At 35.0% G+C, this 26,430-nt stretch carries 26 protein-coding genes; 17 read left to right on the forward strand and 9 right to left on the reverse strand.

Going from position 1 to position 26,430, the window contains the following annotated elements; genetic code table 11:
• Positions 1 to 110: 110 nt before the first annotated feature.
• Positions 111 to 512 carry a TraR/DksA family transcriptional regulator gene (locus AXG55_RS08580; RefSeq protein ID WP_148697712.1) on the reverse strand — a complete coding sequence of 134 codons (402 nt, stop codon included), beginning with the start codon at positions 510 to 512 and terminating at the stop codon, positions 111 to 113.
• 218 nt (positions 513 to 730) lie between these two features.
• On the opposite strand from AXG55_RS08580, the gene mmsA reads away from it, so the two are divergent.
• Genes mmsA through AXG55_RS08595 form a run of 3 tightly spaced genes read left to right on the forward strand, consistent with a single transcriptional unit; the run spans position 731 to position 4,711 of the window.
• Entirely contained in the window at positions 731 to 2,209 is a 1,479-nt protein-coding gene (mmsA, locus tag AXG55_RS08585; RefSeq protein ID WP_148697713.1) for a CoA-acylating methylmalonate-semialdehyde dehydrogenase, read from the forward strand.
• Positions 2,210 to 2,226: 17 nt separating this feature from the next.
• Positions 2,227 to 3,474, forward strand: a complete 1,248-nt coding sequence (locus AXG55_RS08590; protein ID WP_148697714.1) for a GTP cyclohydrolase II — start codon at positions 2,227 to 2,229, stop codon at positions 3,472 to 3,474.
• Positions 3,467 to 4,711, forward strand: a complete 1,245-nt coding sequence (locus AXG55_RS08595) for a DUF1688 family protein (RefSeq protein WP_148697715.1) — start codon at positions 3,467 to 3,469, stop codon at positions 4,709 to 4,711. The genes AXG55_RS08590 and AXG55_RS08595 overlap by 8 nt, the downstream gene beginning before the upstream one ends.
• Positions 4,712 to 4,726: 15 nt before the next feature.
• Here AXG55_RS08595 and AXG55_RS08600 read toward each other — a convergent pair whose 3' ends face one another.
• From AXG55_RS08600 to AXG55_RS08620, 5 genes are all read right to left on the reverse strand, one after another.
• The gene (locus AXG55_RS08600; protein WP_148697716.1) at positions 4,727 to 5,509 is read right to left on the reverse strand and encodes a substrate-binding periplasmic protein; all 783 of its coding nucleotides are present in this window, start codon (positions 5,507 to 5,509) and stop codon (positions 4,727 to 4,729) included.
• 681 nt (positions 5,510 to 6,190) lie between these two features.
• Complete coding sequence (locus AXG55_RS08605; protein ID WP_148697717.1) at positions 6,191 to 6,679, reverse strand: GyrI-like domain-containing protein; 489 nt, start codon at positions 6,677 to 6,679, stop codon at positions 6,191 to 6,193.
• Positions 6,680 to 6,746: 67 nt separating this feature from the next.
• Positions 6,747 to 7,127 (reverse strand): TlpA family protein disulfide reductase, encoded by a 381-nt coding sequence (locus tag AXG55_RS08610; protein WP_148697718.1) that lies wholly within the window; start codon positions 7,125 to 7,127, stop codon positions 6,747 to 6,749.
• Positions 7,128 to 7,129: 2 nt separating this feature from the next.
• A complete protein-coding gene (locus AXG55_RS08615; RefSeq protein ID WP_148697719.1) occupies positions 7,130 to 8,128 on the reverse strand; it encodes a hypothetical protein in 999 nt (332 codons plus the stop codon).
• 168 nt (positions 8,129 to 8,296) lie between these two features.
• Positions 8,297 to 8,620 (reverse strand): hypothetical protein, encoded by a 324-nt coding sequence (locus AXG55_RS08620; protein ID WP_148697720.1) that lies wholly within the window; start codon positions 8,618 to 8,620, stop codon positions 8,297 to 8,299.
• A 68-nt stretch (positions 8,621 to 8,688) separates the two neighbouring features.
• Between AXG55_RS08620 and AXG55_RS08625 the strand changes: the two genes are divergently transcribed.
• From AXG55_RS08625 to AXG55_RS08645, 5 genes are all read left to right on the forward strand, one after another.
• Entirely contained in the window at positions 8,689 to 9,066 is a 378-nt protein-coding gene (locus tag AXG55_RS08625) for a hypothetical protein (protein WP_148697721.1), read from the forward strand.
• 15 nt (positions 9,067 to 9,081) lie between these two features.
• Positions 9,082 to 9,486, forward strand: a complete 405-nt coding sequence (locus AXG55_RS08630; protein WP_148697722.1) for a hypothetical protein — start codon at positions 9,082 to 9,084, stop codon at positions 9,484 to 9,486.
• 35 nt (positions 9,487 to 9,521) lie between these two features.
• Entirely contained in the window at positions 9,522 to 10,820 is a 1,299-nt protein-coding gene (locus tag AXG55_RS08635) for a hypothetical protein (protein WP_148697723.1), read from the forward strand.
• Between the two features lie 16 nt (positions 10,821 to 10,836).
• Positions 10,837 to 11,424 carry a hypothetical protein gene (locus tag AXG55_RS08640; protein ID WP_148697724.1) on the forward strand — a complete coding sequence of 196 codons (588 nt, stop codon included), beginning with the start codon at positions 10,837 to 10,839 and terminating at the stop codon, positions 11,422 to 11,424.
• Positions 11,425 to 11,589: 165 nt separating this feature from the next.
• Positions 11,590 to 11,949 carry an RNA recognition motif domain-containing protein gene (locus AXG55_RS08645; protein ID WP_233231095.1) on the forward strand — a complete coding sequence of 120 codons (360 nt, stop codon included), beginning with the start codon at positions 11,590 to 11,592 and terminating at the stop codon, positions 11,947 to 11,949.
• 155 nt (positions 11,950 to 12,104) lie between these two features.
• Here AXG55_RS08645 and AXG55_RS08650 read toward each other — a convergent pair whose 3' ends face one another.
• Entirely contained in the window at positions 12,105 to 12,593 is a 489-nt protein-coding gene (locus AXG55_RS08650; protein WP_148697725.1) for a hypothetical protein, read from the reverse strand.
• A 115-nt stretch (positions 12,594 to 12,708) separates the two neighbouring features.
• Between AXG55_RS08650 and tmk the strand changes: the two genes are divergently transcribed.
• The 7 genes from tmk to AXG55_RS08685 all read left to right on the forward strand — a co-directional run bounded on the left by tmk (position 12,709) and on the right by AXG55_RS08685 (position 22,071).
• A complete protein-coding gene (gene tmk, locus AXG55_RS08655; RefSeq protein WP_233231096.1) occupies positions 12,709 to 13,365 on the forward strand; it encodes a dTMP kinase in 657 nt (218 codons plus the stop codon).
• Positions 13,362 to 14,204 (forward strand): hypothetical protein, encoded by an 843-nt coding sequence (locus AXG55_RS08660; protein WP_148697727.1) that lies wholly within the window; start codon positions 13,362 to 13,364, stop codon positions 14,202 to 14,204. Before tmk ends, AXG55_RS08660 begins: the two co-directional genes overlap by 4 nt.
• A gap of 62 nt (positions 14,205 to 14,266) precedes the next feature.
• The gene (gene glgP, locus AXG55_RS08665; protein WP_148697728.1) at positions 14,267 to 16,744 is read left to right on the forward strand and encodes an alpha-glucan family phosphorylase; all 2,478 of its coding nucleotides are present in this window, start codon (positions 14,267 to 14,269) and stop codon (positions 16,742 to 16,744) included.
• 54 nt (positions 16,745 to 16,798) lie between these two features.
• Positions 16,799 to 18,205, forward strand: a complete 1,407-nt coding sequence (locus tag AXG55_RS08670) for a glycosyltransferase (protein ID WP_148697729.1) — start codon at positions 16,799 to 16,801, stop codon at positions 18,203 to 18,205.
• Positions 18,206 to 18,216: 11 nt separating this feature from the next.
• Complete coding sequence (locus AXG55_RS08675) at positions 18,217 to 19,548, forward strand: glycoside hydrolase family 57 protein (protein ID WP_148697730.1); 1,332 nt, start codon at positions 18,217 to 18,219, stop codon at positions 19,546 to 19,548.
• Complete coding sequence (locus AXG55_RS08680; RefSeq protein WP_148697731.1) at positions 19,476 to 21,350, forward strand: glycoside hydrolase family 15 protein; 1,875 nt, start codon at positions 19,476 to 19,478, stop codon at positions 21,348 to 21,350. Before AXG55_RS08675 ends, AXG55_RS08680 begins: the two co-directional genes overlap by 73 nt.
• A gap of 25 nt (positions 21,351 to 21,375) precedes the next feature.
• A complete protein-coding gene (locus AXG55_RS08685) occupies positions 21,376 to 22,071 on the forward strand; it encodes a cyclase family protein (RefSeq protein WP_233231097.1) in 696 nt (231 codons plus the stop codon).
• A gap of 46 nt (positions 22,072 to 22,117) precedes the next feature.
• Here the strand turns inward: AXG55_RS08685 and AXG55_RS08690 are convergent, their stop codons facing one another.
• Positions 22,118 to 22,765 (reverse strand): lytic polysaccharide monooxygenase auxiliary activity family 9 protein, encoded by a 648-nt coding sequence (locus tag AXG55_RS08690; RefSeq protein ID WP_148697733.1) that lies wholly within the window; start codon positions 22,763 to 22,765, stop codon positions 22,118 to 22,120.
• A gap of 193 nt (positions 22,766 to 22,958) precedes the next feature.
• Here AXG55_RS08690 and AXG55_RS08695 point away from each other — a divergent pair, with 193 nt between their 5' ends.
• Positions 22,959 to 23,699, forward strand: coding sequence for a substrate-binding periplasmic protein (locus tag AXG55_RS08695; protein ID WP_148697734.1), 741 nt, complete (start codon positions 22,959 to 22,961; stop codon positions 23,697 to 23,699).
• Positions 23,700 to 23,845: 146 nt separating this feature from the next.
• The gene (gene mnmG / locus AXG55_RS08700; RefSeq protein ID WP_148697735.1) at positions 23,846 to 25,747 is read left to right on the forward strand and encodes a tRNA uridine-5-carboxymethylaminomethyl(34) synthesis enzyme MnmG; all 1,902 of its coding nucleotides are present in this window, start codon (positions 23,846 to 23,848) and stop codon (positions 25,745 to 25,747) included.
• On the opposite strand, the gene AXG55_RS08705 is transcribed toward mnmG, so the two are convergent.
• The gene (locus tag AXG55_RS08705; RefSeq protein ID WP_148697736.1) at positions 25,724 to 26,419 is read right to left on the reverse strand and encodes an MBL fold metallo-hydrolase; all 696 of its coding nucleotides are present in this window, start codon (positions 26,417 to 26,419) and stop codon (positions 25,724 to 25,726) included. The two genes, mnmG and AXG55_RS08705, sit on opposite strands and share 24 nt — an antisense overlap.
• Between the last annotated feature and the right edge of the window lie 11 nt (positions 26,420 to 26,430).

Raw genomic sequence — 26,430 nt, forward strand, 5'->3', positions numbered from 1 at the left:
CATTTTTAGGAATAACACCAAATAAACTGGCCGTCTAGTTAAATTTATTTAATAAAAAAATCACTCCTTATGTAAAACGGAGTGATTTGATTCATCAATATGTTTCTATATTAATTTGCTCTTTTTCCCCTTTCAAGATCTTCTTGATGGCGCAATGAATAAAGAGCCCAAGGTTGAATTTGCAAACGCTTAAACCCAATAGGATCGCCTGTGCCTTCACACAATCCATAAGTTCCATCATTGGCATCAATTTTTCTTAAGGCTTTTTCAATAAGAGCAATTTTGGCTCTATCTGCTTCCGCGAGTTTCATATTCACTTCTTGATCTGTTTCCACGGATGCTAAATCTGTTTCATCAGATATATCATCACGGCTGATTTCGTAAGCTCCCTCTGTTTTACGTGCAACTTCCTTTGCATAAAGCTCATCACGTAATTTTGAAAGCAAAGCTTTGAGTTGACTAATTTCCGCACGAGTCAGCTCTTGTGGTTGAGAAGGTATTTTAGGCGGCATCGTATTTTATTCTCCTACACAACACTAATACCAAAATAACGTTGGTATGACTTTATGGGATGCAAATTAAAACATCAAATGTCTGAATTCGCCTTTTTCTGAGCAGGTGTGATTTACCACACCGGAAAATTGACATACACTATATTCTCACCAATAGTCTAGGGATAGTCTGCATACTCTTTTTGAATCATAAAGCCAAGGCCAAAGGATAAACATTTATGTCCTACTTAAGCTCAAGCGAAAAGATAATAGAATGCTTTAATTTTATTGGAGGAAAATGGACTTCTCCCGATGAAAAGATGGGTTCCGTACTTTGTCCTTTTACAGGAAAAGCTATTGCAAACACATATAGAAGTTATCCAAAAACAATTGAAAACGCTGTAAAAATAGCGAAACAAGCACAACTCGACTGGGGACAGCAAAGCCTACGCGAACGCGCACAAATCATGGCAAAATTTCAAAAATGGCTTCAGGACAACAGCAATTCACTTTCCCAAACCATAAGCAACGAATGTGGCAAGCTCCCCCAAGAAGCCCGCGACGGCCTCATGAAAGGCATTGAAATTTTAGAATTTGCCGCGAGCATGCAAAATCACGACACTATGACAAAAATGCTTGTATCAAAAGGAATTCATTGTGAATTTCGCAGAGAGCCCCTCGGTGTTGTAGCAGGAATTACGCCGAGTAATTTCCCCGCTATGGTTCCCCTTTGGATGCTCCCCATCGCATTGATGGTCGGAAATAGTTTTATTTGGAAACCCTCGGAAAAAACGCCGATGACCTCACTTTTAATCTGCAATGGATTTAAAGAATGCGGTCTTCCTGATGGCATTTTAAATGTAATTCAAGGTGACAAGATCACGGTTGAAAGTATTTGTGATCACCCTGACATTCAAGCCGTAGCCTTTGTAGGTTCGACACCAGCAGCGAAATCTGTATACACCCGTGCGACAGCACAAGGAAAACGCGCCTTAACTTTAGGAGGTGCTAAAAATCATATTATTTTAATGCCCGATGCTCAATTAGAATTAGCGTCCGATGGCATATTAGCATCTTTTTCAGGATGCGCGGGACAACGTTGCATGGCCGCAAGTGTCTTATTGGCTGTGGGAGATTGCGATCATATTATTGAAGACATCGTAACAAAAGCACAAAAATTTCAAGCTGGAAAAGATATTGGTGCTGTTATAACGAAACAATCCTTAGAAAGACTTCAAAGTGCCATTGAAAAATCGGTTCATGAAGGTGCAAAATTATCTGTAGATGGTCGTTACGTTAAAGTTCCCGATGAATTGTCCCAAGGAAATTGGCTTAACCCAACAATTTTAGATAATGTAAATGAAAATAGTTTTGCAGCTACCGAAGAGCTTTTTGGACCCATTTTATCAATTGTCCGTTGCAAAAATTTAGATCATGCTATGAAAATTGAAAATGAAAATCCTTATGGCAATGCGGCATCTGTTTTTACTACACGCGGAGATGTGGCCGAATATGTTACTTTAAAAGCAAAATCAGGAATGATTGGCATTAATGTTGGTATTCCCGTACCCAGAGAGCCCTTTTCATTTGGGGGTATTAATCAGTCTAAATTTGGTCACGGTGACATCACAGGAAATGGCGGGATTGAATTTTGGAGTAATCGTAAAAAAGTAACAACAAAATGGACGCAAATCACAAATCAAAATTGGATGTCTTAAACAAGTAGGGGAATAACATGGCAAACACAAGTCACGTCTTATTAACTTCACATCCTGCCAGTATTTTTAAATATGCCGCTCCCTTAAATTGGGGAGAATCCGATCCTTTGCTAAGAGGTCCTGTTGTGGCTTCATTAACAACAAGAGAGCACCGCAATGCCATTGGCACACACAGCGGAAGTTATACGGTTTATCGCGCGTTAGCAAACGCTTCAGGCGCCTTAACAATGGAACATAAACCCGATTTAACCAACACATCTCCCGTAGTAAATATTGGACCCTACCCCTCTTGGGAAGACCCCGAAAAAATTGTCAGTCTCGATCCCTGGGGCGCAAAGGTTGGGGAAGTATTTCAAAGTTTTTATGAAAAAGGTTATGATATCAGACCGACCATAGCGATTACAGCAGCACACATAAAAATGCCCGAAATATTAGAAGCTATTGAGCTAGGGCGACTGCATATTGATGAAAAAGTTATCACAAAAAATAGAGACGTTGTCGTCACCAAAGCGGCTATCGATCCCGTTTGGTATTTGCCTGGCATTGCCGCACGCTTTCAGGTTTCTGAAGGAGATTTAAGAAGAGTTTTATTTGATCAAACGGGAGGCATGTTTCCAGAATTAATTACCCGGCGCGATTTAAAATTGTTACTTCCTCCCATTGGCAGCACCACCGTTTATATTTTTGGAGATGTGCAAAACATTGCCGACACCTCAAAAAAACTCACCGTACGCATTCACGACGAATGCAACGGATCCGATGTATTTGGCTCAGACATTTGCACTTGTCGTCCTTATTTAACCCACGGCATTGAAGAGTCTATCCGTACTGCTCAAGAAGGGGGTTCAGGAGTCATTGTTTATTTCAGAAAAGAAGGCCGCGCTCTAGGTGAAGTCACAAAGTTTTTAGTTTATAATGCACGCAAAAGACAAGAAGGCGGTGATAGCGCCGCAACCTATTTTCATAGAACGGAATGTGTAGCCGGTGTGCAAGACATGCGCTTCCAGCAACTTATGCCCGATGTGTTACATTGGCTTGGCGTGCAACGTATTGATAATCTCGTCTCCATGAGCGACATGAAATACAACGCCATTGTACAAAGCGGAATTGAAGTGGTGAGAAGAGTTTCCATTCCCGATGAATTGATTCCACCGGATGCCCAAGTTGAAATGGAAGCAAAAAAAGCAGCTGGTTACTTTACCGAAGGAAAAACGAAAAATGTGTCTGAACTCAAAAAAGTGAAAGGGCGCAAACTCGATGAGTGAATTTACAAATAATTTTAGTGGTGACATTCACGACGTTGAACATATATTTTCACCTCTCACAATAAGAAAAAAAGCTCTTGAAATTTATAATTTAGCTCTATCTGGAGAAACGCATTTCATTATTCATCCCGACAAATTAGATGAGGTTTCGAAATTTGTCTGTTCTGTTACCTTAGAAAACTATCCCAATTTAAATATTCCTTTTCATTCCCGATGGAATCACTTTAATGTTGGAAATTTTGATAGACTCAGTGAGCTCAAAGCTGTTCTTACAAGATTTACAGTCAATCAAAGAACAAAGTCAAAATTAGATTTAGTTGTTTTAAGCGTTTTACTCGATGCAGGAGCAGGAAATCTCTGGCATTACCTTGAAAAAAATACGGGCAAAGAATATTCACGATCTGAAGGCTTAGCTATTGCAAGTTTAAGAATGTTTTTATCAGGATTATTTTCGTCAGAAAAAGAGAATCCTTACCAAGTCCATGCTGAAAAATTAAAATCATTGACTCTCGATGAATTAGCAGAAGGATTACAACTTTCAGATAAAAATATTTTAATTGGACTTGAAGGTCGACTAAAACTGTTACAAAGCTTAGGAGGAACATTATTAAAAAATAGTGACATATTTGGAGTTGAAAATCCAAGAATTGGAAATATGCTCGACTATCTTTTAGAAAAATATCCTATGGGTAATATTACGGCAACACAAATTTTGCGGACCATTCAAGAAGGATTGGGCTCCATTTGGCCTGGCCGATCCGCAATTAATCAAATTAATTTAGGAGATGTTTGGTCTTATCAAGCATTTGGAGAAGGAATTGACTCATTAGTTCCTTTTCACAAACTTTCACAGTGGCTTTCTTATTCTCTATTTGAACCACTCATGGAAGCAGGATTTACTATTTCACAAATTGATAAATTAACAGGATTAGCAGAATATCGAAATGGTGGTCTCATGCTGGATACAGAGCTCATTACCTTAAAAAATAAAAGTGAATTAGAGAAATTCCACTTACCAGGATCTCCTTTAGTTGTGGAGTGGAGAGCATTAACAATTGCATTACTTGATGAAATTGGCAAAAAAGTTACAGAGCTATTAGGCAAAAAAACCAGTGAATTTCCACTTGCACGCGTCTTAGAAGGAGGAACTTGGTGGGCAGGAAGAAGAATTGCTACCATGCTCCGTAAAGACGGTAGCCCCCCTTTAAAAATAGAAAGCGATGGCACCGTATTTTAATTCATTTCAAAAAAATTATTCATATTTTTTAATTATATTTTCATAAACTTTATCTTTTATAGAAGAATTTATTATCTTATTTAAATGTTCTAAATCTTCCTTTGAAAAATCATCTGATAAGACCAAATGAATGGGAACTGGTTTTATTACATTTGAAAAATCAAAAAAGACATAGTCATTTTTATTTAAATTATGTTCTTTTATTAAAAATTTAACTCTCGTATGAAATTCAATAAAACAAGCTTCATCACGATATTTAGCATGAATCATATTTAATGCTTGCAGTCCTGAATTAACAGAAACAGCATGAATTTTTTGATTATTAATATAATCATTAAGCTCTGGATATTGAAATCCTTTAATAAGAACAATTGATTTTCCATAGAGACTCGAAATGTCATTATAATGCGTAAATTTTTTTGCACTACAAACCAAGGCATATTTCATTTTAAATAAGGGTTTTGAATAATAGAAGGGCTTGTCTTTTGATTGCCATACGGGAGAGCTGTACATAACAAAGGAACGGATAGCGTCGCTTTTATTTTGTTGATATTTTTCAGTTTCATAAATCAATCTTATTTGTGGAATTGAAATATAATTAATTTGATACCCTAATTCTTTAAAAGATTTATCGACAATTTCAGTTATAATTCCTCTCTCCTTATCATTTTTTATAGAAAATGGTTTATTTGTTTCATCGGGCATAATATAGTTTATAACTTTTTCAATTGCAAAAGCATTTATACTTGTTAATAAAAAAATGCTGAGTATGAAAAATTCTTTTAATTGAAAAATCATGACCACCTAAGCCTTTCTTAAAATGTATGCTCGAATCAACATCTTTCAATACGAATTATAGCACTATTTAAAAGTGATTATGATAGCAAATTTAAAATAGAATTCACACAAAAATATTTGACACTCGAAGTTATGATAATAAGTCTTATCGCTTTCTATAAAATTATTCATATTTTAAAATGGCTCAAGTTATTATTTTTTTAATACTAAAAAAAAATGGAGAAAATATGGACATTATTTCTGACCCTAAAATGAAAAATTTCTGGTACCCGATTGCCCCATTTCACAAACTTTCACAACAACCCCTTCCCTTTACCGTAGCTTCCCCTGTTTTTGAGAAACATGGAATACCTCAAGTATCCGCGTTGTTGAAAATAAACTTGATATATTTCTTACCCTAGTGGACTGGAATATATTGTTATAAATAACCTAACACATATTGATAAAAATCGCGTTCAAGTTGTACAATTTTGTTTTAGAAATGACACCGAACAAGAAGCATCAATAGAAGATATTTTAAGAGATGAAAATAATAAAGGAAAAGAAACGACATATATAAATCATAATGAATCTTTTGCTAACGATTTAAATACGTCTTTTGCTTCTAAAGATTCATAATTTTATAAATATATTAAAAATCTATACTCTGTTTTCAAACTTTTTTATGAATAAGTGAGGCATTTAGTTTTTTAATCCCAAATAAATATCAATAATAGAGTTTTTAGGATCCCTTGCACTTTCTCCATACACTTCGAAATCTGTTTTAAAAGCTCTTTGTCCCCCTAAATCATCAGGGGTCATATTCCAAATTTTATACCAAGCGGCAATTATAATGTCGGGCATACTTCCTTGTGAAGTTGAAACCACAGCATATTTTCCAAGTTGTAATTTTTTAAAAATAAGATTTTCAAAATGGTCTTCGGGTTTTGATTCAGGAACTTCATACCCTAAGAAAAAGTTATAATTACCATTGTGATCACTTTCATAATCAGAGTATATGGCATATATATTTTCTGATAATTTATTATTTATTTTTTCAGAAAGATTGTCTTTAAAAAATTTTTCCCAAACTTTTAGTATATTTCCATTTTCTGACGCTTCAATTTTATTATTTGTCCGCATTTCAATACCAATAAAAAATTTTTGAGTATTAATATCAACTAATTTCATAATATACCCCAACAAAGAATAAGAAATTTATAAATCGAAGGAGCATATTGAAAAAAGAAAAAGAAATCTATTTTGATATTGATATTTTATGAGGAACGGATTTTATGCCATATTTTTTTGCAATCTCTGAATTTTTATCTAAAATACACAAACCGTCTATGCCGAAATCAGCCAAAACCTTATTCGCAGATTTGAAATCAGAATTAAAAGTACTGACTATAATATAGTTCTTATTTAATGACTCATCTTTTTTCGTAGCCTTTAAACTTTCTATGCAGTCCGAACACCAAGTTGAAAAGAAAATTAAAGTGACAGGACTTTTTTCTTCAACTAATTTTTCGAACTCCTGCAGATTTACGATTTTACAATCTGCATAAACAGAAAAAGGGTAAAGAATAAACAAAAGAAACAATATTTTGTTTATAATTTTTATAAGCACATTTATCATAATTAAAAGAATGTTCTTTCATATGAAACAGCTGCTGTGTCTGATGTGGTCTGCTTTGAATTTGTAAAAGCACCTAAATTTCCATCATAAGCACCGCCTAGAGTATAGGAAAAACGAAGAGTGTCTTGATCTGTTACATTAAATTTAGCATTCGCAAACACAGAATTAGACTGAGCTGGGCCTAATATTTTTTCACTGGTTTCATCGGTATTTACATTTTTTAAGTATATTTTTTCTTTGCTAATGTGATCTAAAATCACACCTGCTTGTAAAGAAAATCTTAAATCTTTAAAAGCATGACCTACTGTTAATATCGTCGTATATTGCAAATCACGAGTTCTTTTATATTGAACTTCGTCAGGTGCAAAATTATTATTTGGAGTTCTATCAAAAGAATAGGTGATCATTTGAGCTACGCCGAATTGAATAGCAGGCATGCCCCACCAAAAATCAACACCACTTGTGACTTGGTGAAAACCATTTCCTACCGTATCTACAGCACCACCGTCTTTATCAACCATATTTTTTGCAACACTCGGTTTATAACTTCCTAATAATTGAATTTGTGGACGATAAATATTATCCATCCCCATATTTAATAAATTGTATCTTCCCGCAAGAATGGGATCGCCATACAAATATTTTACTTTAGTTCCTTCTGCAGGAGTGCTGAGATCAGCTGGTCCTTGATTTTGTAAAAAGGTACCAGTTAAAGTAACAAATGAATTTTCTGTAGTACGATATCCTGCGGCTAAAATAAATGATCTTCGCGATGTGATCATTTTATTGACGTGTCGTGTTGTCTTTGAGCCCCCTGGAATTCCATAATTCATATAATTTGAATTTTGTGATAAACCAAAATACATTTTAAAATTTTCATTGGGATTTAATACAAGTGGAGAAGTGGCGCTAGATCCACAAGAAGAGCAGGCATAACTATAATTAGCTGAAATTCCAAAAGAAATAAGAGCTGCTGTTTTTATAATATTATTTATTTTCACTTTATAATTTTCCTATACAATAAATGAAATAATTCATACGTTTATTTTATTTAATAAACATAGTAATTTCTTGAATAGGAATTTTGAAAAGTGAATACAAGAAAATAAGGTGAAACAAATTGTTGCAGCAATTTAAAAAGTAATTATTTTAATAAGTTATATATTTTATTAAGATTTTTTATCATCAGGAAAAGAACTGCTAAATGTATAACTATTTACTGTATCATTGTTATTAAAACGAATAGTTAAATCTTTCGTCTGACTTTCCGAAAAAACAGAATATTTGTAATAACCATAAGAGTATGTTTTTAATCCAGAATCATAGCCCATTCTAAAAGGTGGTCCAAAGGCTTTTTCAACCTCAACTCTTGTAGTAGTGTCCGTTTTTATCCAGCTCACTGAGCTGGGAAACTGAGAACCCACCGTTAAACATGAGGTTGCCGAAAATGACGCAAAAATAAACACTGAAAAACATACGATTTTTTTCAACATGAAAATAAACTCCCTTTGCCAAAAAAGAATTATTTAATATAAATACACATAATAAAGGTAGATCACTTTTGAAACAATTTAAACTCTTTTGTTTATTTATTTATCTGTTCTCTTCACAAGCGTTTGCACAACGAGGTGGAAGTTCCGTAGAACAATCAACACCACCTTCGACACCACTCAGTTTTTTTGCAGGATATTTTGATACCGGTATGTTACCTGAAAATCGCATTACCTTAGATATTCCTTTACTAGGTCTTGACTATGGAGTGACAGATAATTTTACCATTGGCACAAATGCAGCAAGTTCCTTATTGACTTCTGTCACATTCCAACCCTATCTCTTTTTAAAAGCAAGATATCGATTTTTTTCTAATAAGAAAATAAGCTCTGTTATTACAGGATATGGTGGTTACTTTAATCTTTCTTCGCACAATAACAATCCATAAATATCGGTTTGGCTTTTGAATTTGACAACCAACACTTCTTATTTTTTTAATGATAAAAATATCTTAACATTTCATACCACCGCATTAAAATTTAATTGGCAAACAGGAGATCCCACTGATATCAAATATTATAAAATTGCACTTGATACCTTTGCTTTAGGTTTAGGATACCAAATTTTTTTCACGGATGATTTTGGAATTGAGGCACAAGGTCTATATTCACCTTATTTCAATCTCATCTTTGATAATCCCACTCAACAGATTTCATTAAATTTGAATTCAACTGAAAATTCAATTCCTTATTTCTTTAGAATTCTTGTAAATTATAAAACTGGAAATGAATCTAATTTAAGCGCGGGAATTTGGAATTTTAATGACATTGTTTCTGGCCCATGGCTGGGATGGCAAGTGTTATTTTAAATATAAAAGTTTTTAATTTGAAGGAGAATACGATTTTGTATATTAAGAAAGATTTTTTTAAAATAACGTTTTTTATTTTCGTATTTATTTTGCTTGAAGGATGTTCAAAAAAAGTAACAGCCCCAGGTCCCCCATATTCAGCACATGTTATACAAATGAATAGTATGCAGCCATCACAAAATTACTCAGATGCTCCGACATATAATTTCCAAACTGGAACTTTCACATGGTTACAAAATTTGGACCAACTGGATGGAAATTATTTTAAATTTATTTTTGGTGGTGTGTTAACCGCAAATTATGTTTCTGGCTCTCTTGTATCTGCAAAAAGTTTTTCACAATCAAAAAGTTTAAATTTAAGATATAAAGTAATAAATGGAGTCGTGGTTCCCAAAGATTATTCCACTATGGCAATGCTTTTCTCATATTACCAGCTTGATACCATAGCAAATAATATTCAAACAATGACAGGATATAGCATGGATACAATCAAACAGAAATATGGTAAAATTAACATTTTTTTTGAACCTAAAATTGAACTTGTTAACGATGGTAGCACCATTGAAGCTTCCACTAAATTAAATGCCGCTTATGCTCCTGGTGCCCATCAATTTATTATGTATCAACGCTCTACCCTTGAAAATGTTCCTTTAGCAGCTAATTTACAAGTTGTTGCCCATGAATTTGGCCATTCCATTTGGGAACTGGCATTTGATGGAGGGCAAGCTCCAGACTGCGACCGCCTTAATCTTGAATACGCCATCCGGGGGCTCAATGAAGGCTTTGCCGACATGCACAGCTATACTTTAACAGGCAGCACCAATGTCTTACAAAACAGCATCAATATTGAAAACATCCCTAGCCAAAGAAACTTTTCAGCAATTACATTTAAATACGACGACATTTCCGGTGGAAAAGCCGATGCCGATTCCAACAGTGGCAACCCTTGCACCCAAAGCTTTTATTGTATTGGGACGTTATTTGCTAATGCCTTATTTAATGCTCAAGCCAACAACACGAGCCCTACTTATGTTCAAAACTCTTTAACGGGAACCACAGGACGGGGTGCATTCATGACAATGATCACCACGGCTTTGCAAGCAACCAAAGCAGGAATGTTAAATTCAGGCAATTTGCCCGACCCTTCTACCATTAAATTTACGGATTTTTGTAGACCCAGCCCAGGGGATAGCAACAACTCAACCTATAACGGCAGAATATTAGGAACTTTTTTTAATTCTTTTCTGAAACAAATTCCATTAGGAGCCACTCGAACACAAATTTGTAAACAACTAGAGGATAACTTTGGTACTACAGGTTTCCAACTGACTTAAGAGTAGCGGGTTGCCCATGAAAAAAATCAAACTCATTTTCCTCATTTTCTTTTGTTTTATCCTGCAAAATCATAAATCTGCTTTTTCAGATGATAAACATTTTCATGTTGCTGTGGGAGGCGGAATGGCCTTCTATAGTGTGCAATCTTATGGTGAATCCACATTTACACAAATGGCACCAGAAATTGTCGCCTACGGATACTACAATTTATTTCAGAGTTTTTGGTTAAGACCAGGAATACGTATGAATTACTCTTGGTTACAGCCCGACATGCCCCAAGCCATTCGGATAGAAGAGAGAGATTTCAGATACTTAGCTGAAGTGGGTGTTGTGTTTGACTGGATTGTAGTGCCCAGTCTCAGCTACGGTTTTGGATACGATTACCGCACCACAAATTTTAAAGTGAATGCGCCCATTGTCTCGTATGTTGATGATATTTCAGGCTCAGAATTCATCCCCTTTTCCCAATTTCAATTAGGCCTAGGATTTCCGATATTTAAAGGTCTGATTTTAATTGAACCCTATGGCCGATACACAATAGTCCAAAATGACTCAAGATATGGCTGGGGCTACGGCTTCGAAGTCACTTTTCAGGTCTATTAAGTAATTATTTACACTGAATTTTTCCTGGGCAACATTTTTCTCTTGCAAGTAGACACGTTCCATGAAACACTGAAAGTTGAGAATACTCCGTGAGTTTTGAAAGTTTCAATGTCACCGATGTCTCAAAGTTTTACTGTTCGATACAACGCGTGGCATGGGGCTTTTGTGTTTGATCGGCACGTGTACAATTCAACTGGAGATCCTGTGGGTACCAAGTTATACGTAGGCAATTTGCCTTTTTCAGCAACAGAGAATGATATCGCAAGCCTTTTTGAAAAAGCTGGCAAAGTAGCTTCTGTTCGCGCTGTAATGGATCGCGAAACTGGCCGTTTTAAAGGTTTTTGTTTTGTCGAAATGGAGTCAAAAGAAGATGCTGATAAAGCAATCGAAATGTTTAATGGAAGTGAGCTAAACAATCGTCCTATGGTTGTTAACCCTGCACGCCCTCCAGAGCCACGCAACAATCGTGGTGGATTTAACGGCGGCGGAAACCGTGGTGGCGATCGTCGTCCTCCTCGCTATTAATAATCAGCACAAAAGCCAAGTTTTTAGAGAAATCTGAGAATGAAAAAAGCCTTGTTACAAAATAACAAGGCTTTTTTTTATTTCTCAGATTATGAATCTAAAACCTGTAAAACATAGAGAAAATTAAAATTTGCTGTATTTATAACATATCAAAATCATCCTACTTTTGACAAAGGCTTATCACTTAGCCATGATTTCCATTTCTCCACTGCCTTGATAAATTTTTTATCGTCTTGTACTTTTGCTAAATCAGCAAGCCAGCCGCCAATCATCTTATCTTCGTGCGAAGATTTCACTGCTCTTTTAACTGGTTTATATTTAATTTTATATAATTTCGTAGGCACTTCACCTTCAAAAAAAGAAGCCAAAGCAAACTCAGGAGGCACCCCAATTTCTCTTGCCAACATTGTAGAAATACAACGTAAATTCTCATATTGAGAGATTCTTTTGCCCCCTTTTGCCGTCAGCTCTTCAAATGAATAAACGACAGAATCGGCTATGTCCTGCTCTAAGTTTTCCGCATCAAAAGCCATAACCACGGGCAGAGCGTAACTTAAAAAACCTCTCCAGAGCTCCCGATCGCGGACGTAGGAAGAATCGGCATAAGCGGAAACACCGGTCAAATCGAGATCGAGCTGTTCCATATAAAGCCTCCTAGAAAATTCACTTTCCATCTTCTTTCCCTTTCGGCTCTATTCTATGCTAGCTAAGCATAGGGGATGCCCTATCGGCAAAAACTGCACAAACCAGGGAAGACAAATGGCGTTTATAGTATTTGAAGGTGGCGAAGGTGTTGGAAAAAGTACGCAATTGGAACTTCTTTGCAAAGCCTTAAAACATCAAGGCATAGCCTGCACCCTCACGCGCGAGCCTGGGGGAACACCGTTTGCAGAAGACATCCGAGCCTTATTCAAACAAGTCAACGCGCATCATGACGCTCCCTTACCGCTCACAGAACTTTTGCTCGTTTCGGCAGCTCGTGCACAACACATTAAGAAGGTCATCCAACCAGATCTTGACAAAGGCAATTTCGTTCTTTGTGATCGCTTTCTTGACAGCACCTATGTGTACCAAAGTATGTTGGGAAAAATAGATAAAAAAACAGTGGATAATATCTCACAAATTATTTTGGAGAATATTATGCCAGATTTAACATTTGTTTTTATCGCCGATCCCCAAAGAGCAATAGAACGCATTAAAAATGAAAAAAAGAGAGAAAATGACCGCCTTGATACCGCTCAAAGTAACATTCATTTCAAAATAAAAGACTGTTATCTTGAAATTTTTAACAAACAAATGCCTTATCCAAATGGCAATATTCCAAAAAGAGTTTTAATTAACGCAAACGGAACTATTGAAGAAATTTATTTAGAAATTAAAACTGCTATTTTTAATACATTAGGAATTACATTATGAATTCATTCCAAGAGTTCATCACAAAAATAAATGATTATAAACATCACGCACTTTTGCTTGTTTCTAAGCAATTTGAAAATGCGGAATTTCCCCCTGCTCAGTTTTATACCTTAATTAAAGAAATTTGTGGTATTGCGCTTTATCAAAATAATGATGTGTCTGTATTTGAAATGGCAGCACAGCATCACGATATTTTCATTGCAGACAGACATCGTAAAATTTTACGTATTGAGGATTTAGAAAAAATAAAAGACTTAGTTCTGTATCAACCCTCTGAAGCAAAACGCAGATTATTTTTTATTGAAAACTGTGAAAGAATGAATGCCAATTCGGCAAATGCTCTTCTCAAGGCCTTGGAAGAGCCCCATGCCAAATCTATTTTTATTTTAACCACACGAAATTTAAATTTGGTATTACCAACTATCGCGAGCCGATGCCAAAAAGTTTTTATACATTTTGATGAAATAAAACAAACAAGCATTTTAGATACTGTTTCTTTATCAGATTTTAACCTTATAAAAGCACAAATTGATTCTTTTCATACTTCGCTGTCATATATAAATAACTCCTTACACGAGAAACAAACCAAAACCATAAATTCACATTCATTAAAAACAGCAATTGAAATTTCAGAAAAACTTGCGAAGGAATACTCTGCACAAATACTGCAAGATTTAATTGTTTTTGCTACAAACGAGAGACTAAAAAAAGACGCTTCATTCCTCAATATTGCGAAATCTATTCTTGTAACCATATCCGATTGGAAAAATTCTGAAATGATGAATCCTTCAACACAGCTATGGTTATCTCGCATTTTTATATCATATCAATTGAACTAAGAAAGTTGCATTTCCCAAAATTACAAGTCAATATTTATTTGCAAAAAAATTAGGGGAGTAAAATGCGTACTATTCAACTTCATATTCGTTCCTCATTACCCAAAAATTTAGAACCCTTGTGGGATCTTGCACGCAATGTCTGGTGGTCTTGGAATAGCAATGCCATTAATTTATTCCGAAGAATCAATCCACAAGAATATGAAGCAAGTGGTCCATGCCCACTCAAGTTATTGAATACATTACCTTCTTCAACTTGGGATTACTTAAAAGAAGATAATGGATTTCTAGAACACTTAAATGAAGTCAACTTAGAATTTAAAAATTATCTTGAAAATGGAATTACTAAAGTACCAGAATATAAATCTGAAAATACTATTGCCTATTTTTCCATGGAATTTGGACTACACGAAAGTATTTTACTTTATTCTGGTGGTCTAGGAATATTATCAGGCGATCATTTAAAAACAGCCAGCGACCTTGGTTTGCCACTTGTAGGTGTCGGATTATTTTATTTTGAAGGCTATTTCAGGCAAAGTTTAACTCGAGATGGATGGCAAAATGAAAATTATGATTTAAACGACCCCTTTTATCTTCCGATGCAACTTGTAACTGATAAATTAACAAATAAACCTGTACTTATTGATGTTAATATTTGTGATAAAAAAGTATTTTCACAAATATGGAAATTAAATGTAGGAAAAATTCCTCTTTATTTATTAGATACAAATATTTCAGAAAATAGCCCTGAATTCCAAAGAATCACTTCCAGACTTTATTCTGGAGGACAAGAACAACGTATTCAACAAGAAATTATTTTAGGAATAGGCGGCATTAAAGCATTACAAAAACTTGGAATTTCCCCCGCTGTTTATCATTTAAATGAAGGACATTCCGCTTTTTTAACATTAGAAAGAATGAGTCAATTCGTCAAAAAAGGGCTGTATTGGCAAGAAGCTTTAATAGCCACTAAGGGAACACAAGTTTTTACCGTTCACACACCTGTTCCTGCAGGAAATGATGCCTTTCCTATTCAAATGCTTTCAAAATTTTTAGGTAACATCGAATATATTTATGGAATTCCAGAAAATGAATTTTACAATTTAGGACGCTCCCCTGATAATCATTCCGAATTTTCTATGCCCGTTTTTGCTTTAAGAACCAGCGGGCATCGCAATGGTGTTAGCCAACTGCATAAAAAAGTTTCTAAAAAAATATGGCAACCTCTGTGGCCGCGCCTCCTCGAAAATGAAATTCCAATAAAAGGGATTACCAATGGCGTCCACACACGGACATGGCTTTGCAACGAGCTTGTTGAGTTATTTGATTTTTATTTAGGTAAAGGATGGGACGCCAAATTAAATGATCCTCATATTTGGAAAAGGGTCGAAAATATTCCTAATTCTGAGTTATGGAATGCTCATATTACACGTAAAAGTCGATTGATATCTTCCATTCCTAAATCTAATTTAGATGCAGAATATTTAACAATAGGTTTTGCCAGAAGATTTGCAAGCTACAAACGAGGACATTTGATTTTCAAAAATATAGAACGCTTAAAAAAAATCATGCTTAATTCAGAACGTCCTGTGCAACTCATTATTTCTGGTAAAGCGCATCCCGCAGATAATTTAGGTAAAGAAATTATTCAAAAAGTTGTGCAATCTATTCAATCTGAAAATTTAAATAGCCGCATTGTTTTTCTTGAAAATTACGACATGCACATTGCTCAAAAACTGGTGCGTGGCATAGATGTCTGGCTCAATACGCCTATTCGTCCTTTAGAAGCATCAGGAACAAGTGGCATGAAGGTTGCCCTTAATGGCGGATTAAATTTTTCCATACTTGATGGCTGGTGGGATGAAGGATATTCCCCAGATTTAGGTTGGTCCATTGGGGGACGTGAAAATATCTATGATGAAAATATCCGCGATGAGCGCGATGCCAATAGCCTCTATGACATTTTAGAACATGAAATTATTCCACTTTATTATAGCGCGAAAACCCCAAATGAATGGATTGATAAAATGAAGAAATCCATTTCCGTATTAACTCCAAAGTTTAGCGCACACCGCATGCTGCATGATTATATTTTACAAACATATTTACCCGCTGCTGAATTCCATGAAAACTGGTCTATTCATTCGGAAGGCCAAATTGAATCACTAAAAAATCATATTAAAAATGTTCAATTATTGCGTGAACAATGGAAAGAAGTAGAAATTACACGCGTAGAACTGAAACCTTCGGATACCGTTATAATAGGAGAAATTGTTACTTTACAATTAGAATTACGTTCTCCTTTTCCAGAAAATTGGCTTGAAATATCTCTTGTTCTTGAAAGTACAGATAATAACAGAGGTCAATATGAAAGAAAGGATGTACTTTTAACATGTGTTGAAAAAGATCCCGTATATAAATATTACATTTACGCCGTTGAATTAGAAACAGAAAACCCCGAAATTCGAACTTATTCCATGCGCGTTTGTCCAAATCCAATTCTTTTTCCTGAACATCTTGATTTAGATTTAGTAGCAAGATAAAAATGTTTTAATCACGTAATAATGTGAATGATTGATAACAAAACGGTGGAATTCATGAAAATACTTATGCTAGGATGGGAATATCCCCCCATGATTTCTGGAGGATTAGGAACAGCCACAGAAGGATTAATAAACGGATTAATTGCTATTGGACATAAAGTGACACTCGTTCTACCCTATTTTCCTCATAAAATAAATATTCCAGGATTAAAAATTGTCAGTCCTGAAAATCCCTATTCATGTGATGAAGAAAATAATGCTACAGAACAAATATATGCTGAATCTGAAAACGAAACATTAAATATAGTAACTCAAACATACAATGAAATAGAAAAATCAGTCATTCAAAATGAGTCTAAAAATGGAATTTCACATTATAACTATAAATTAAATAATACCGAGATAAATACAGAAGTTAAATTAAATTTATCCCAAAATTTAAAAAAATATCATGAATATATTTTAAATAAAAAAAATACCTCTCAAAATTTTTTCAAAGAAGTTAATTCTCCAGAATTTTTATTTCTGAATAATTTGGGAGTTTCTGAAAAAGCTTATATATTAGGACTACTCGCCCTTGATGTCTTAGAAAAAGATGCTGCCCATCAAGTTGTTCATGCCAATGACTGGATGAGTTTTACAGCGGTCAAAATGATTAAAGAAGCAACTTCAATTCCCATCGTGGCGCATATTCATTCTACGGAAATAGATCGTTCCGGCGAAATTAATTATAATCAAAATATTTTAACTATCGAAAAAATGGGTGTTCATTTAGCAGATATTGTTATTGCTGTTTCAGAGTATACAAGAAATTTATTAGTGGAAAAATTTAATTTACCCTTTGAAAAAGTAAAAGTAGTTTATAATGCAAATAATGCGCAACATAAAAAACTTTTAAATCATAGCAATAAACAAGAACCTGCAAAAAAAATCAAACCCATTGTCACATTTGTAGGACGCATTACCTTTCAAAAAGGCCCTTCCTACTTTGTCTTTGCTGCAGAAAGAGTTCTTAAAACAAATCCCGATGTTATTTTTAAGGTTGTGGGCACTGGAGATCTCCTTCCTGCAATGAAACAACTCACATGGGAATTAGGTATTGATAAAAGCTTTAAATTCGAAGGCTTTTTAAATGCCGAGGGAGTGCAAAAAGTACTGCAAAGTTCCGACATGTTTGTCATGCCTAGTGTTTCTGAACCATTTGGTATTGTAGCACTTGAGGCTATTGCACAGAATATTCCCATTATTATTTCAAAACAATCTGGTGTCTCTGAAGTGCTTAATCACGCGATGAAAGTCGATTTTTGGGATGTTGATCTCATGGCTGATCGTATTTTAAGTATTTTAAAATATACTTCTTTTCGCGATGAAATGGTAGATAATTCCTTGCTTGATTTAACTAACCGTACATGGCGAAAATCAGCTCAAACTCTCATCAATGCCTATTCCGAAATCCATTGAAAGGATAAAAAATGGTTGCGTTATGCTTATATTTTGAAGTTCATCAACCGTTTAGAATCAGTCATTATCGCATAAAAGATATAAGTAAACACAAGGACTATTTTAATGACATTTCAAATCAATCTATATTCGAAAAAGTGGCAAGAAAGTGCTATTGGCCCGCCGGATTACTCATTGCTTCTCTCTTAAAAAGACACCCCAATGATTTTAAAGTCACATTCTCCATGTCAGGAACATTTTTACAACAATGTGAACTCTATGATTTAAAATTATTGGAACTTTATCAGGATATTTTATCGCTTCCTAATGCCGAAATTATTTGTGAAACATCACACCACAGTCTTGCTTCTCTTTTTGATGAAGAAGAATTTTACAAACAAATTGAAATTCAAAAAAGCACTTTAAAAAAATTATTTAACAGAGAACCTAAAGCTTTTCGAAATACAGAATTAATTTATTCTAATAAAATAGGTGAATTGGTAAAAAAAGCGGGATTTGATGTCTGTTTACTTGAAGGTTGGGATCCTTTTATTCCAGAAAATTGGAGTCCTCATCATATTTTTCATCACCCCTATATTCACGATCTCAAATTGTTACCTAAAAGCTACAAATTATCCGACGATTTGGCATTTCGTTTTTCAAATAGATCATGGGAATCATGGCCTTTGACCGCTGAAAAATATCATACTTGGTTAGAAAAATTACTTGATGGCAACCATGAATTTGTCGGTCTTTTTATGGATTATGAAACCTTTGGAGAACATCAGTGGGCCGATACAGGAATTTTTGAATTTTTAGATCGCTTTGTAACAAATATTGTCTACGATAAACGTTTTGAATTTCTTACTGTAAGTGAAACGGCAAATAAATTTTCTCCGCGGGCTGTTATGAATGTTGATCGTCCCTTGAGTTGGGCCGATACAGAACGTGATATTTCAGCCTGGTTAGGTAACAGAATTCAAGAAGATGCACTGGAACGTGCCTATAAATTAAAAAATGATATTTTATTATTAGACGATAACGAAACAACAGAAGAATGGAGAAAGCTTTTAACCAGTGACCATTTTTATTATATGTGCATCAAATGGTCTAGCGATGGCGATGTGCACAAATATTTCAGCCCCTTTGACAGCCCTTACGAAGCCTACCTCGACTATGTCAATATATTAGAAGACCTTGAAATAAAATGTGCGGAAAAAATCCGTCTGAAAGAGTTGGCAAATAGCCATGTGCAAGGAATTTCTAATGAAAATATAGGAGAGAGAGAAGAATGCGAGAAAACTACTCAAGCATCACGGCCTCTGAAAAAATCCTCGCATGCCTCGGGGAAGATGGCCAATTAAAAGGTCTTTTTTGGCCACATAAAGACAGCCGGCATTCTCACCTTGAATTCTCAATTTGCGGTTTTTCAGTTGATGGTGAAAGCATTTGGCTCGATCCCATTCGCGATCGTATTCAAATCTCTTTTGTACCTCATGAACAATTTATCACCGTGAAATGGGAATTAAACCATCCTAAATTCATGGGTGCTATCGTAACAAAAAAATGTTTGGCAATTCATTCTTCCGTTATTGAAAAATGGGAAATTCTAGTTCCAAAAGAATATGCGACAAAAAAAATTAATTTATGGCTTCTATCCCATTGGAATATGCGTTCTGAAACGAGATTTCAATCAGTTTATTCTGAAACGGGAGAAGATCTAATATTTGCCTTTTCTGAAAATTTTTGGGTAGGAATTGGAGCCTGTAATGGTTCCTGCTATTCTCATTTTCAAGCTGTGCGCGCCATTCAAGGAAATTCTTTTGCCACTTTAGGTGAAATTGTAAATCAATTTTTACTAGAACCCAATAAATTTCGTCGCATTGAAATGGGACAAGTTTATGCCGCGGCATGCACACAGCCTTTTGCTCTTTTAAAATCGAAAGAACACCAAGATTATTACGAAGGTGAAGTCTCTATATTTTACGGATTTGGACACAATCAAGAGGAATTAGAAAATAAATTATCTTTATATTTCGACAATACTGCTCTGGAAAAAGAAGTCAATGAAACCATTCGCACGCTTAAACATAATTTAATTCACAACTTAAAAGATTTATCCTTAGAGCAAAAAAGAATATTTTTAAAAAATTCATCCTTATTTGTTCTCAATTCTTTAATAGATAAAAATGGTGGAATTATTGCGGCTCCTGAATGTGATTTAGAATTTAAACACAGCGGTGGTTACGGATTTATATGGCCAAGAGATGCGGCATTTTGTGCTTTAGGATTAATGAGATGTGAACAATATCAGCAAGCAAAATCTATTTTAATTTTTTTAACCCAAGTGCAAAGTCATCATGGTGATTATTTTCAAAGATTCGATTGCCAAGGTAACAAAGCACCAAGTTGGTGCGAATTACAAGCCGATCAACTGGGGCTTGTTCTTATAGCTATGACAGAATATTTAAAACATGAAAAAAATGAACTTATATTATCCTCAGTTAAAAAGGGAATTCAAAAATTAATTCACGATTTCTCAGAAAAAGGATCTTTGCAAAATAGTTTTGATCTTTGGGAGGAAGTCTACGGATTGAACTTTTATTCTCATGTTTGTGCTTATGGAGCATTAAATCGATCTTTGCCTTTTTGTGGCGAATGGGAAGAACAAATTCATTCTGCAATGAAAACATGTCATCATTTTTGTCTCCATCATTTATATATAAGTAAACAACGTCGTTTTGCACGCACCCTTGACCCACACAATAACCGCGATCTTCAAGCCGACATTTCCTTATTATCTTGTTTATTTCCTGTTTCTGAATTTCCACTTGAAGACGCTGTAAAGTTATCTATTTTTGAGCATTGTTATGATAAATTAACAACTCCATCTGGTACTTTAAGGTATGAAAAAGATCACTATAGAGGAGGAAACAGTTGGGTGCTTGCTGGATTCTGGATGGCACAAGCGGCAAAAGAACTTTCAAAATCATATGAGCAATATCATGATATCTCATTTGAAATATTTAAAAAAACGTTGCATTTATGCAATGATGCCGGCTTTTTTTCAGAACAGGTCGACTCCTCAACCGGAAAACCCGTCTGGATTATGCCCTTGGCTTGGAGTCATGCCTTTTATTTGTGGGCAAATGAAGATTTTTCTTAAATTATTTTTCAAAGAAAGACGTGCTATGAAATTGAATCAAATGAAAGTTATCGATCTCAGTCATACCATTCATTCGGATATCCCTTCGTGGGAAGGAGGATGCGCCTGCATTTTAAAAAACTTAAGCGACTACGATGACAGCAATGCAAAAGTAAAATTTCGCATTCAAGATATTTCTCTACCATTGGGACTCGGAACCCACATGGACACACCTGCACATTGCTTTAAGGATAAAAAAACAGCAAGTGAAATCGATATCACAAATCCTATTTATGAATGCGTGGTAATCGATGTCTCCGAAAAATCCAATGCAAATTATTTAATTAGCAAATCCGATATCAAAGAATTTGAAAAACAATTTGGTTTTATAAATGAAAATTCCATTGTTTTATTTCGCACAGGTTGGGCTAAATATTGGCACAATCAACATAAGTACAGAAATAATTTGCAATTTCCAAGCATTTCAGAGGAATCTGCTCTTTATTTAAATGAAAAAAATATTGCAGGCATTGGCATTGATACTTTATCCCCTGACACCATTAATAGTGAATTTGAAGTCCATCAAATTATGCTGGGAAATAACCGCTTTATTATTGAAAATGTGGCAAATCTTGAATTGTTACCTTCGACTGGTACTTATCTCATGGTATTGCCTTTAAAAATACAAAATGCCACAGAATCCCCGCTGAGACTTGTGGCTTTAATGGGAGGGCAAGCCTAAAAAAATCTAGCAATTCAAACCCAAGTAAATAAACTAATTTCAATTTTTACTTCACTTTATTCACATCAATACAAGCATAAAAAGCTTCAGGGCTATCTGATCTTTGCCAAATATTATAAATGACATGTCTGCCTGTTTTGCCCTTAGGATAGGGACATGACATTTTAATTTTTTTGTTAATTTCTTCGTAATCTTTAACAGTACAAAAAGGTTTCTCTTCCAAGTCAGACCATTTTAATGGTAATTTCGGATCATAACTATCTTTTGTAATATAAAATTCAAAATACTTTGTCGCATGAGGAGTTGTTGCGTAATAAATAAACTGCATTTTATTTTCTATATTAGGAGAAATATCAGTCATAACCCAATCAGAACGTGGTAAATCTAACCCACTAAACATAGCATTATTAGCACCGCATAAAGTACCATCGGGAATAACTTCTCTGTGCTTACCGTCCACATTTCCCTGATTAACACCATTCCAATCGTAAAGGGGCTGGGTCGTAAAAGGAGTTTTTACCAGAGCTTTACACGCATCAGATTTTGGATTTTCAGGATCCTCTAAGAAGCAATTGTAGACACGACTTACAGGATACTCCATTGATCCATGAGCATGAGCGTCTAAAGAAACAGCGTGGGGTAAAAGAATAAATAGTATTTGGTATGCATTTTTTCTTAAAAAACGAACCTTCATAAAATCTCCTAATGATTTGATAAATATAAAATAAATTTAAATTTTTATAAAAAACAAGAACAATGAATTTATAACGATATCTACCAAATATAAATTTAAAAATCAAACCTATTAACTTATGTCAAATATTTTTTATAATAATTTTTATCTTTTTATGTTATAATTTATTAAAATTTTTAATGAAAGGAATTTTATGATTATTTCAAGATTTTGTCTTAAGATTTTTGTTTTAATAATATCAATTCTTATTTCTCCATTTTTGTATGCAGCAAAAAACTTTAAAATCGTAACAGAAAATTATCCTCCGTTTAATATGGAAGAAAATGGCAAAATCGTCGGCATATCCACTGATGTAATGAAAGAGCTCATGAAGCGTGAAAAAACAGAATACACTCTTGAACTCTATCCTTGGGCAAGAGCGTTTAAAATGGGAATGGAAGAACCCAATACCGTTGTTTATTCAACTACAAGAACTCCTGAGAGAGAAGCTTTATTTAAATGGGTTGGACCACTGGTTTCTAATGACTGGGTCTTTTTTGCTAAAAAAGGCTCAAAAATTAAAATTAAAAGTTTAGATGACGCTAAAAAATACTCAGTAGGAGGTTATAACGGAGATGCTACTTCCGAATTCTTGCTTAAAGAAAACTTTGTCAAAGGAAAAAATATTCAGTTAGCCACAAATGACAAACAAAATGCCTTGAAATTGGAAGCGGGAAGAATTGATCTTTGGGCTACGGGGTCTCAAATTGGAAAGTGGATTGCGAAAACGGAAAAAACAGGGTCTATAGAACCTCTTTTTACATTCAAAAAAGTGGAATTATATGCTGCCTTTAATAAAAATACAGATGATGCTGTCATTAAAAAACTTAACGAAACACTAGATAAAATGAAAAAAGACGGTAGCGTAACAAAAATATTTGATAGATATAAGTAACAATTCCTCACCCTCCTTGTTTTTCTGCGACTTCACTTTTGAATAACCCTTGTCCCCCAAAACAATTGCAGGTAATAGTCACAAGGAACGGTGTCCTTTAAAAAACTTCAGGATACTTATTTTTCTTTGTAATTACAGGGGTTTATATGCGATCATTAAACTATGATGTTGTTGTTGTGGGAGGCGGACACGCGGGCTGCGAAGCCGCATTGGCTTCAGCACGTATGAAAAAGAAGACACTTCTCATCACGATGAGTATCGATCGCATAGGCCAAATGTCGTGCAACCCTGCTATTGGGGGCACAGCAAAAGGACATCTTGTCAAAGAAATCGACGCTTTAGGCGGAGAGATGGGTGCTGCCATCGATAAAACTGGGATTCAATTCCGCGTCCTCAATAAAAGCAAAGGCCCCGCTATTTGGTCTAGCCGTGCGCAAGCCGACATGGATCTTTACCGTTCCTATATGCGCAAAACTCTTGAAGATACTGAACATTTAGACATCTTACAAGACACCGTTGCGTCGCTCATTCTTGAGGATAACAGCGTTAAAGGCGTAAAAACCAATCTCGATCAAATCATAAACTCATCATGTGTCATTTTAACCACAGGAACTTTTTTAAATGGTCTTATCCATATTGGGGAACGTCGCATTACCGCAGGTCGTGCCGGCGAACCGGCCAGTGTGGAATTGGCACAAGCTTTAAAAGATTATGGTTTTCAAGTGGGTCGCATGAAAACGGGGACAACCCCTCGTCTCGATGCCCGCTCCATCGATTTTTCAAAATTAGAGCGCCAAGACAGCGATCCCGATTTTGTTCCTTTCAGCATGCGTACAAAAGAATTGTCGCAAAAACTGGTACCTTGTTACATTACGCATACAAATGAAAAAACCCATGAAGTGATTCGCAGTCACATGCATTTGTCACCATTATATAGCGGTATTATTACAGGAATTGGCCCACGTTATTGCCCAAGTATAGAAGACAAAGTAGTTAAATTTCCAGAGCGCATAAGCCATCAAATATTTATTGAACCTGAAGGATATGACACCCACGAAATTTATCCCAATGGAATTAGCACCAGTCTTCCTATTCATGTGCAAGAAGCTTTTTTAAAGACAATTGCTGGTTTTGAAAATGTGATCATTATGAAGCCAGGATATGCTATTGAATACGATTATGTGCAACCTACAGAACTTCATCCTACATTAGAAACGAAAAAAATTGCGAATTTATATTTTGCGGGTCAATTAAATGGAACAACAGGATATGAAGAGGCTGCGGCTCAAGGCCTCATAGCCGGAATAAATGCGGCACTAAAAGCTGATAAAAAAGCGCCATTTATATTAAGTCGCTCAGAAAGCTACATTGGCGTTTTAATAGATGATTTAACCACATTGGGGACCAATGAACCTTATCGTATGTTTACAAGTCGCGCTGAAAATCGCTTAAAACTACGCGAAGATAATGCCGATGCACGACTCAGTGAGTATGGCAGAAAATTAGGTTTAATAAGCGATGAAATTTATAATGATTTTGAAGATCGCATGACAAAAATGTCATTAGAAAAAGCAAGATTAAAAAGCATTTGGTTAAATCCGACTCCCGAATTAAATGCAAAACTTGCGGCACACAATCTTCCTGAAGTAACAAACAATGTTACCTTAGATGCTTATTTAAAAAGACCAGAAACGAATATTCGTAATTTAAAAGAAGCTCAATTAACTTCCGATTACGATTTGAGAGTTCTACGCTGCGTTGAAATTGAGGTAAAATATGAAGGCTATATCAGGCGTGAAGAAAGCTTGAGCGATAAATTAAAGACATTCGATCATGTTTGGATTCCCAAAGATTTCGTATATGCAAACGTAAGCGGTCTTTCCCGTGAAGTTGTTGAAAAGCTCAAACGTCATAACCCAAGCACATTAGGCCAAGCTTCACGCATCAGTGGAATCACCCCCGCTGCTGTTACTTTACTTCATACCATGATTGAAAGAGATCGTGTCGTTAGAAAAAATTCCTCATCAATCCAACACGCCACCCATTAAATTTGCAGGGACTGCTTCTTTAATTTTCTTGGGTGGTGGTAAATTCCACGATTTAATTTCTCTTTCAAAATCTTCAAAATTTTTTAGTTTTAGCATTTTGTTATTTATTTTTTCTTCTTGAACCGTAGAAACAAAACGATTGTTATAATCATGTCCAGGATAAATTAAAACATCCGAATTTAAATTCGCTATTCTATTAATCGATTCATACATATCTTTATTATTACCAAATTGAAAATCGGTTCTCCCGCACGATCCAATAAATAAACAATCTCCCGTGAGTAAACGGGAGCCATCAATAAATATGGATATGCAATCATTTGTATGACCGGGAGTTTCAAAGATTTGAAATTGATGCTGTCCAATTAATTTTATTTCTTTATCCTTGACGCGAGTGACTTTATATTTTGCCTCTGAATTTTTTGATAATAGCACTTCAGAAAAAGGATAATGTTTTTTTAAATTCATAATAGCAGTCACATGATCAGCATGCGTATGAGTTTCAATTAAGTATTTTAAATTCCAATCATGACTTTTCAATAGCGACAAATATATTTCTACATTTTCTAAAACAGAATCGACAATAGCAACTTCACTGGTTTTTGAATCACCAAAAATATAAGTATATGTTGAAGAGAGTTCATCTTTGAGCTGTTTAAATATAAAACCCATATTTACTCCTT

Origin of the sequence: Silvanigrella aquatica (assembly GCF_001907975.1) — a bacterium.
GTDB classification, from domain to species: domain Bacteria; phylum Bdellovibrionota_B; class Oligoflexia; order Silvanigrellales; family Silvanigrellaceae; genus Silvanigrella; species Silvanigrella aquatica.

What these genes read in the sequence shown, in the direction of transcription:
- AXG55_RS08580 (WP_148697712.1), bottom strand. Translation starts at nt 512, where the DNA reads ATGCCGCCTAAAATACCTTCTCAACCACAAGAGCTGACTCGTGCGGAA.
- mmsA (WP_148697713.1), top strand. Translation starts at nt 731, where the DNA reads ATGTCCTACTTAAGCTCAAGCGAAAAGATAATAGAATGCTTTAATTTT.
- AXG55_RS08590 (WP_148697714.1), top strand. Translation starts at nt 2,227, where the DNA reads ATGGCAAACACAAGTCACGTCTTATTAACTTCACATCCTGCCAGTATT.
- AXG55_RS08595 (WP_148697715.1), top strand. Translation starts at nt 3,467, where the DNA reads ATGAGTGAATTTACAAATAATTTTAGTGGTGACATTCACGACGTTGAA.
- AXG55_RS08600 (WP_148697716.1), bottom strand. Translation starts at nt 5,509, where the DNA reads ATGATTTTTCAATTAAAAGAATTTTTCATACTCAGCATTTTTTTATTA.
- AXG55_RS08605 (WP_148697717.1), bottom strand. Translation starts at nt 6,679, where the DNA reads ATGAAATTAGTTGATATTAATACTCAAAAATTTTTTATTGGTATTGAA.
- AXG55_RS08610 (WP_148697718.1), bottom strand. Translation starts at nt 7,127, where the DNA reads ATGATAAATGTGCTTATAAAAATTATAAACAAAATATTGTTTCTTTTG.
- AXG55_RS08620 (WP_148697720.1), bottom strand. Translation starts at nt 8,620, where the DNA reads ATGTTGAAAAAAATCGTATGTTTTTCAGTGTTTATTTTTGCGTCATTT.
- AXG55_RS08640 (WP_148697724.1), top strand. Translation starts at nt 10,837, where the DNA reads ATGAAAAAAATCAAACTCATTTTCCTCATTTTCTTTTGTTTTATCCTG.
- AXG55_RS08650 (WP_148697725.1), bottom strand. Translation starts at nt 12,593, where the DNA reads ATGGAACAGCTCGATCTCGATTTGACCGGTGTTTCCGCTTATGCCGAT.
- tmk (WP_233231096.1), top strand. Translation starts at nt 12,709, where the DNA reads ATGGCGTTTATAGTATTTGAAGGTGGCGAAGGTGTTGGAAAAAGTACG.
- AXG55_RS08660 (WP_148697727.1), top strand. Translation starts at nt 13,362, where the DNA reads ATGAATTCATTCCAAGAGTTCATCACAAAAATAAATGATTATAAACAT.
- glgP (WP_148697728.1), top strand. Translation starts at nt 14,267, where the DNA reads ATGCGTACTATTCAACTTCATATTCGTTCCTCATTACCCAAAAATTTA.
- AXG55_RS08670 (WP_148697729.1), top strand. Translation starts at nt 16,799, where the DNA reads ATGAAAATACTTATGCTAGGATGGGAATATCCCCCCATGATTTCTGGA.
- AXG55_RS08675 (WP_148697730.1), top strand. Translation starts at nt 18,217, where the DNA reads ATGGTTGCGTTATGCTTATATTTTGAAGTTCATCAACCGTTTAGAATC.
- AXG55_RS08680 (WP_148697731.1), top strand. Translation starts at nt 19,476, where the DNA reads ATGCGAGAAAACTACTCAAGCATCACGGCCTCTGAAAAAATCCTCGCA.
- AXG55_RS08685 (WP_233231097.1), top strand. Translation starts at nt 21,376, where the DNA reads ATGAAATTGAATCAAATGAAAGTTATCGATCTCAGTCATACCATTCAT.
- AXG55_RS08690 (WP_148697733.1), bottom strand. Translation starts at nt 22,765, where the DNA reads ATGAAGGTTCGTTTTTTAAGAAAAAATGCATACCAAATACTATTTATT.
- AXG55_RS08695 (WP_148697734.1), top strand. Translation starts at nt 22,959, where the DNA reads ATGATTATTTCAAGATTTTGTCTTAAGATTTTTGTTTTAATAATATCA.
- mnmG (WP_148697735.1), top strand. Translation starts at nt 23,846, where the DNA reads ATGCGATCATTAAACTATGATGTTGTTGTTGTGGGAGGCGGACACGCG.
- AXG55_RS08705 (WP_148697736.1), bottom strand. Translation starts at nt 26,419, where the DNA reads ATGGGTTTTATATTTAAACAGCTCAAAGATGAACTCTCTTCAACATAT.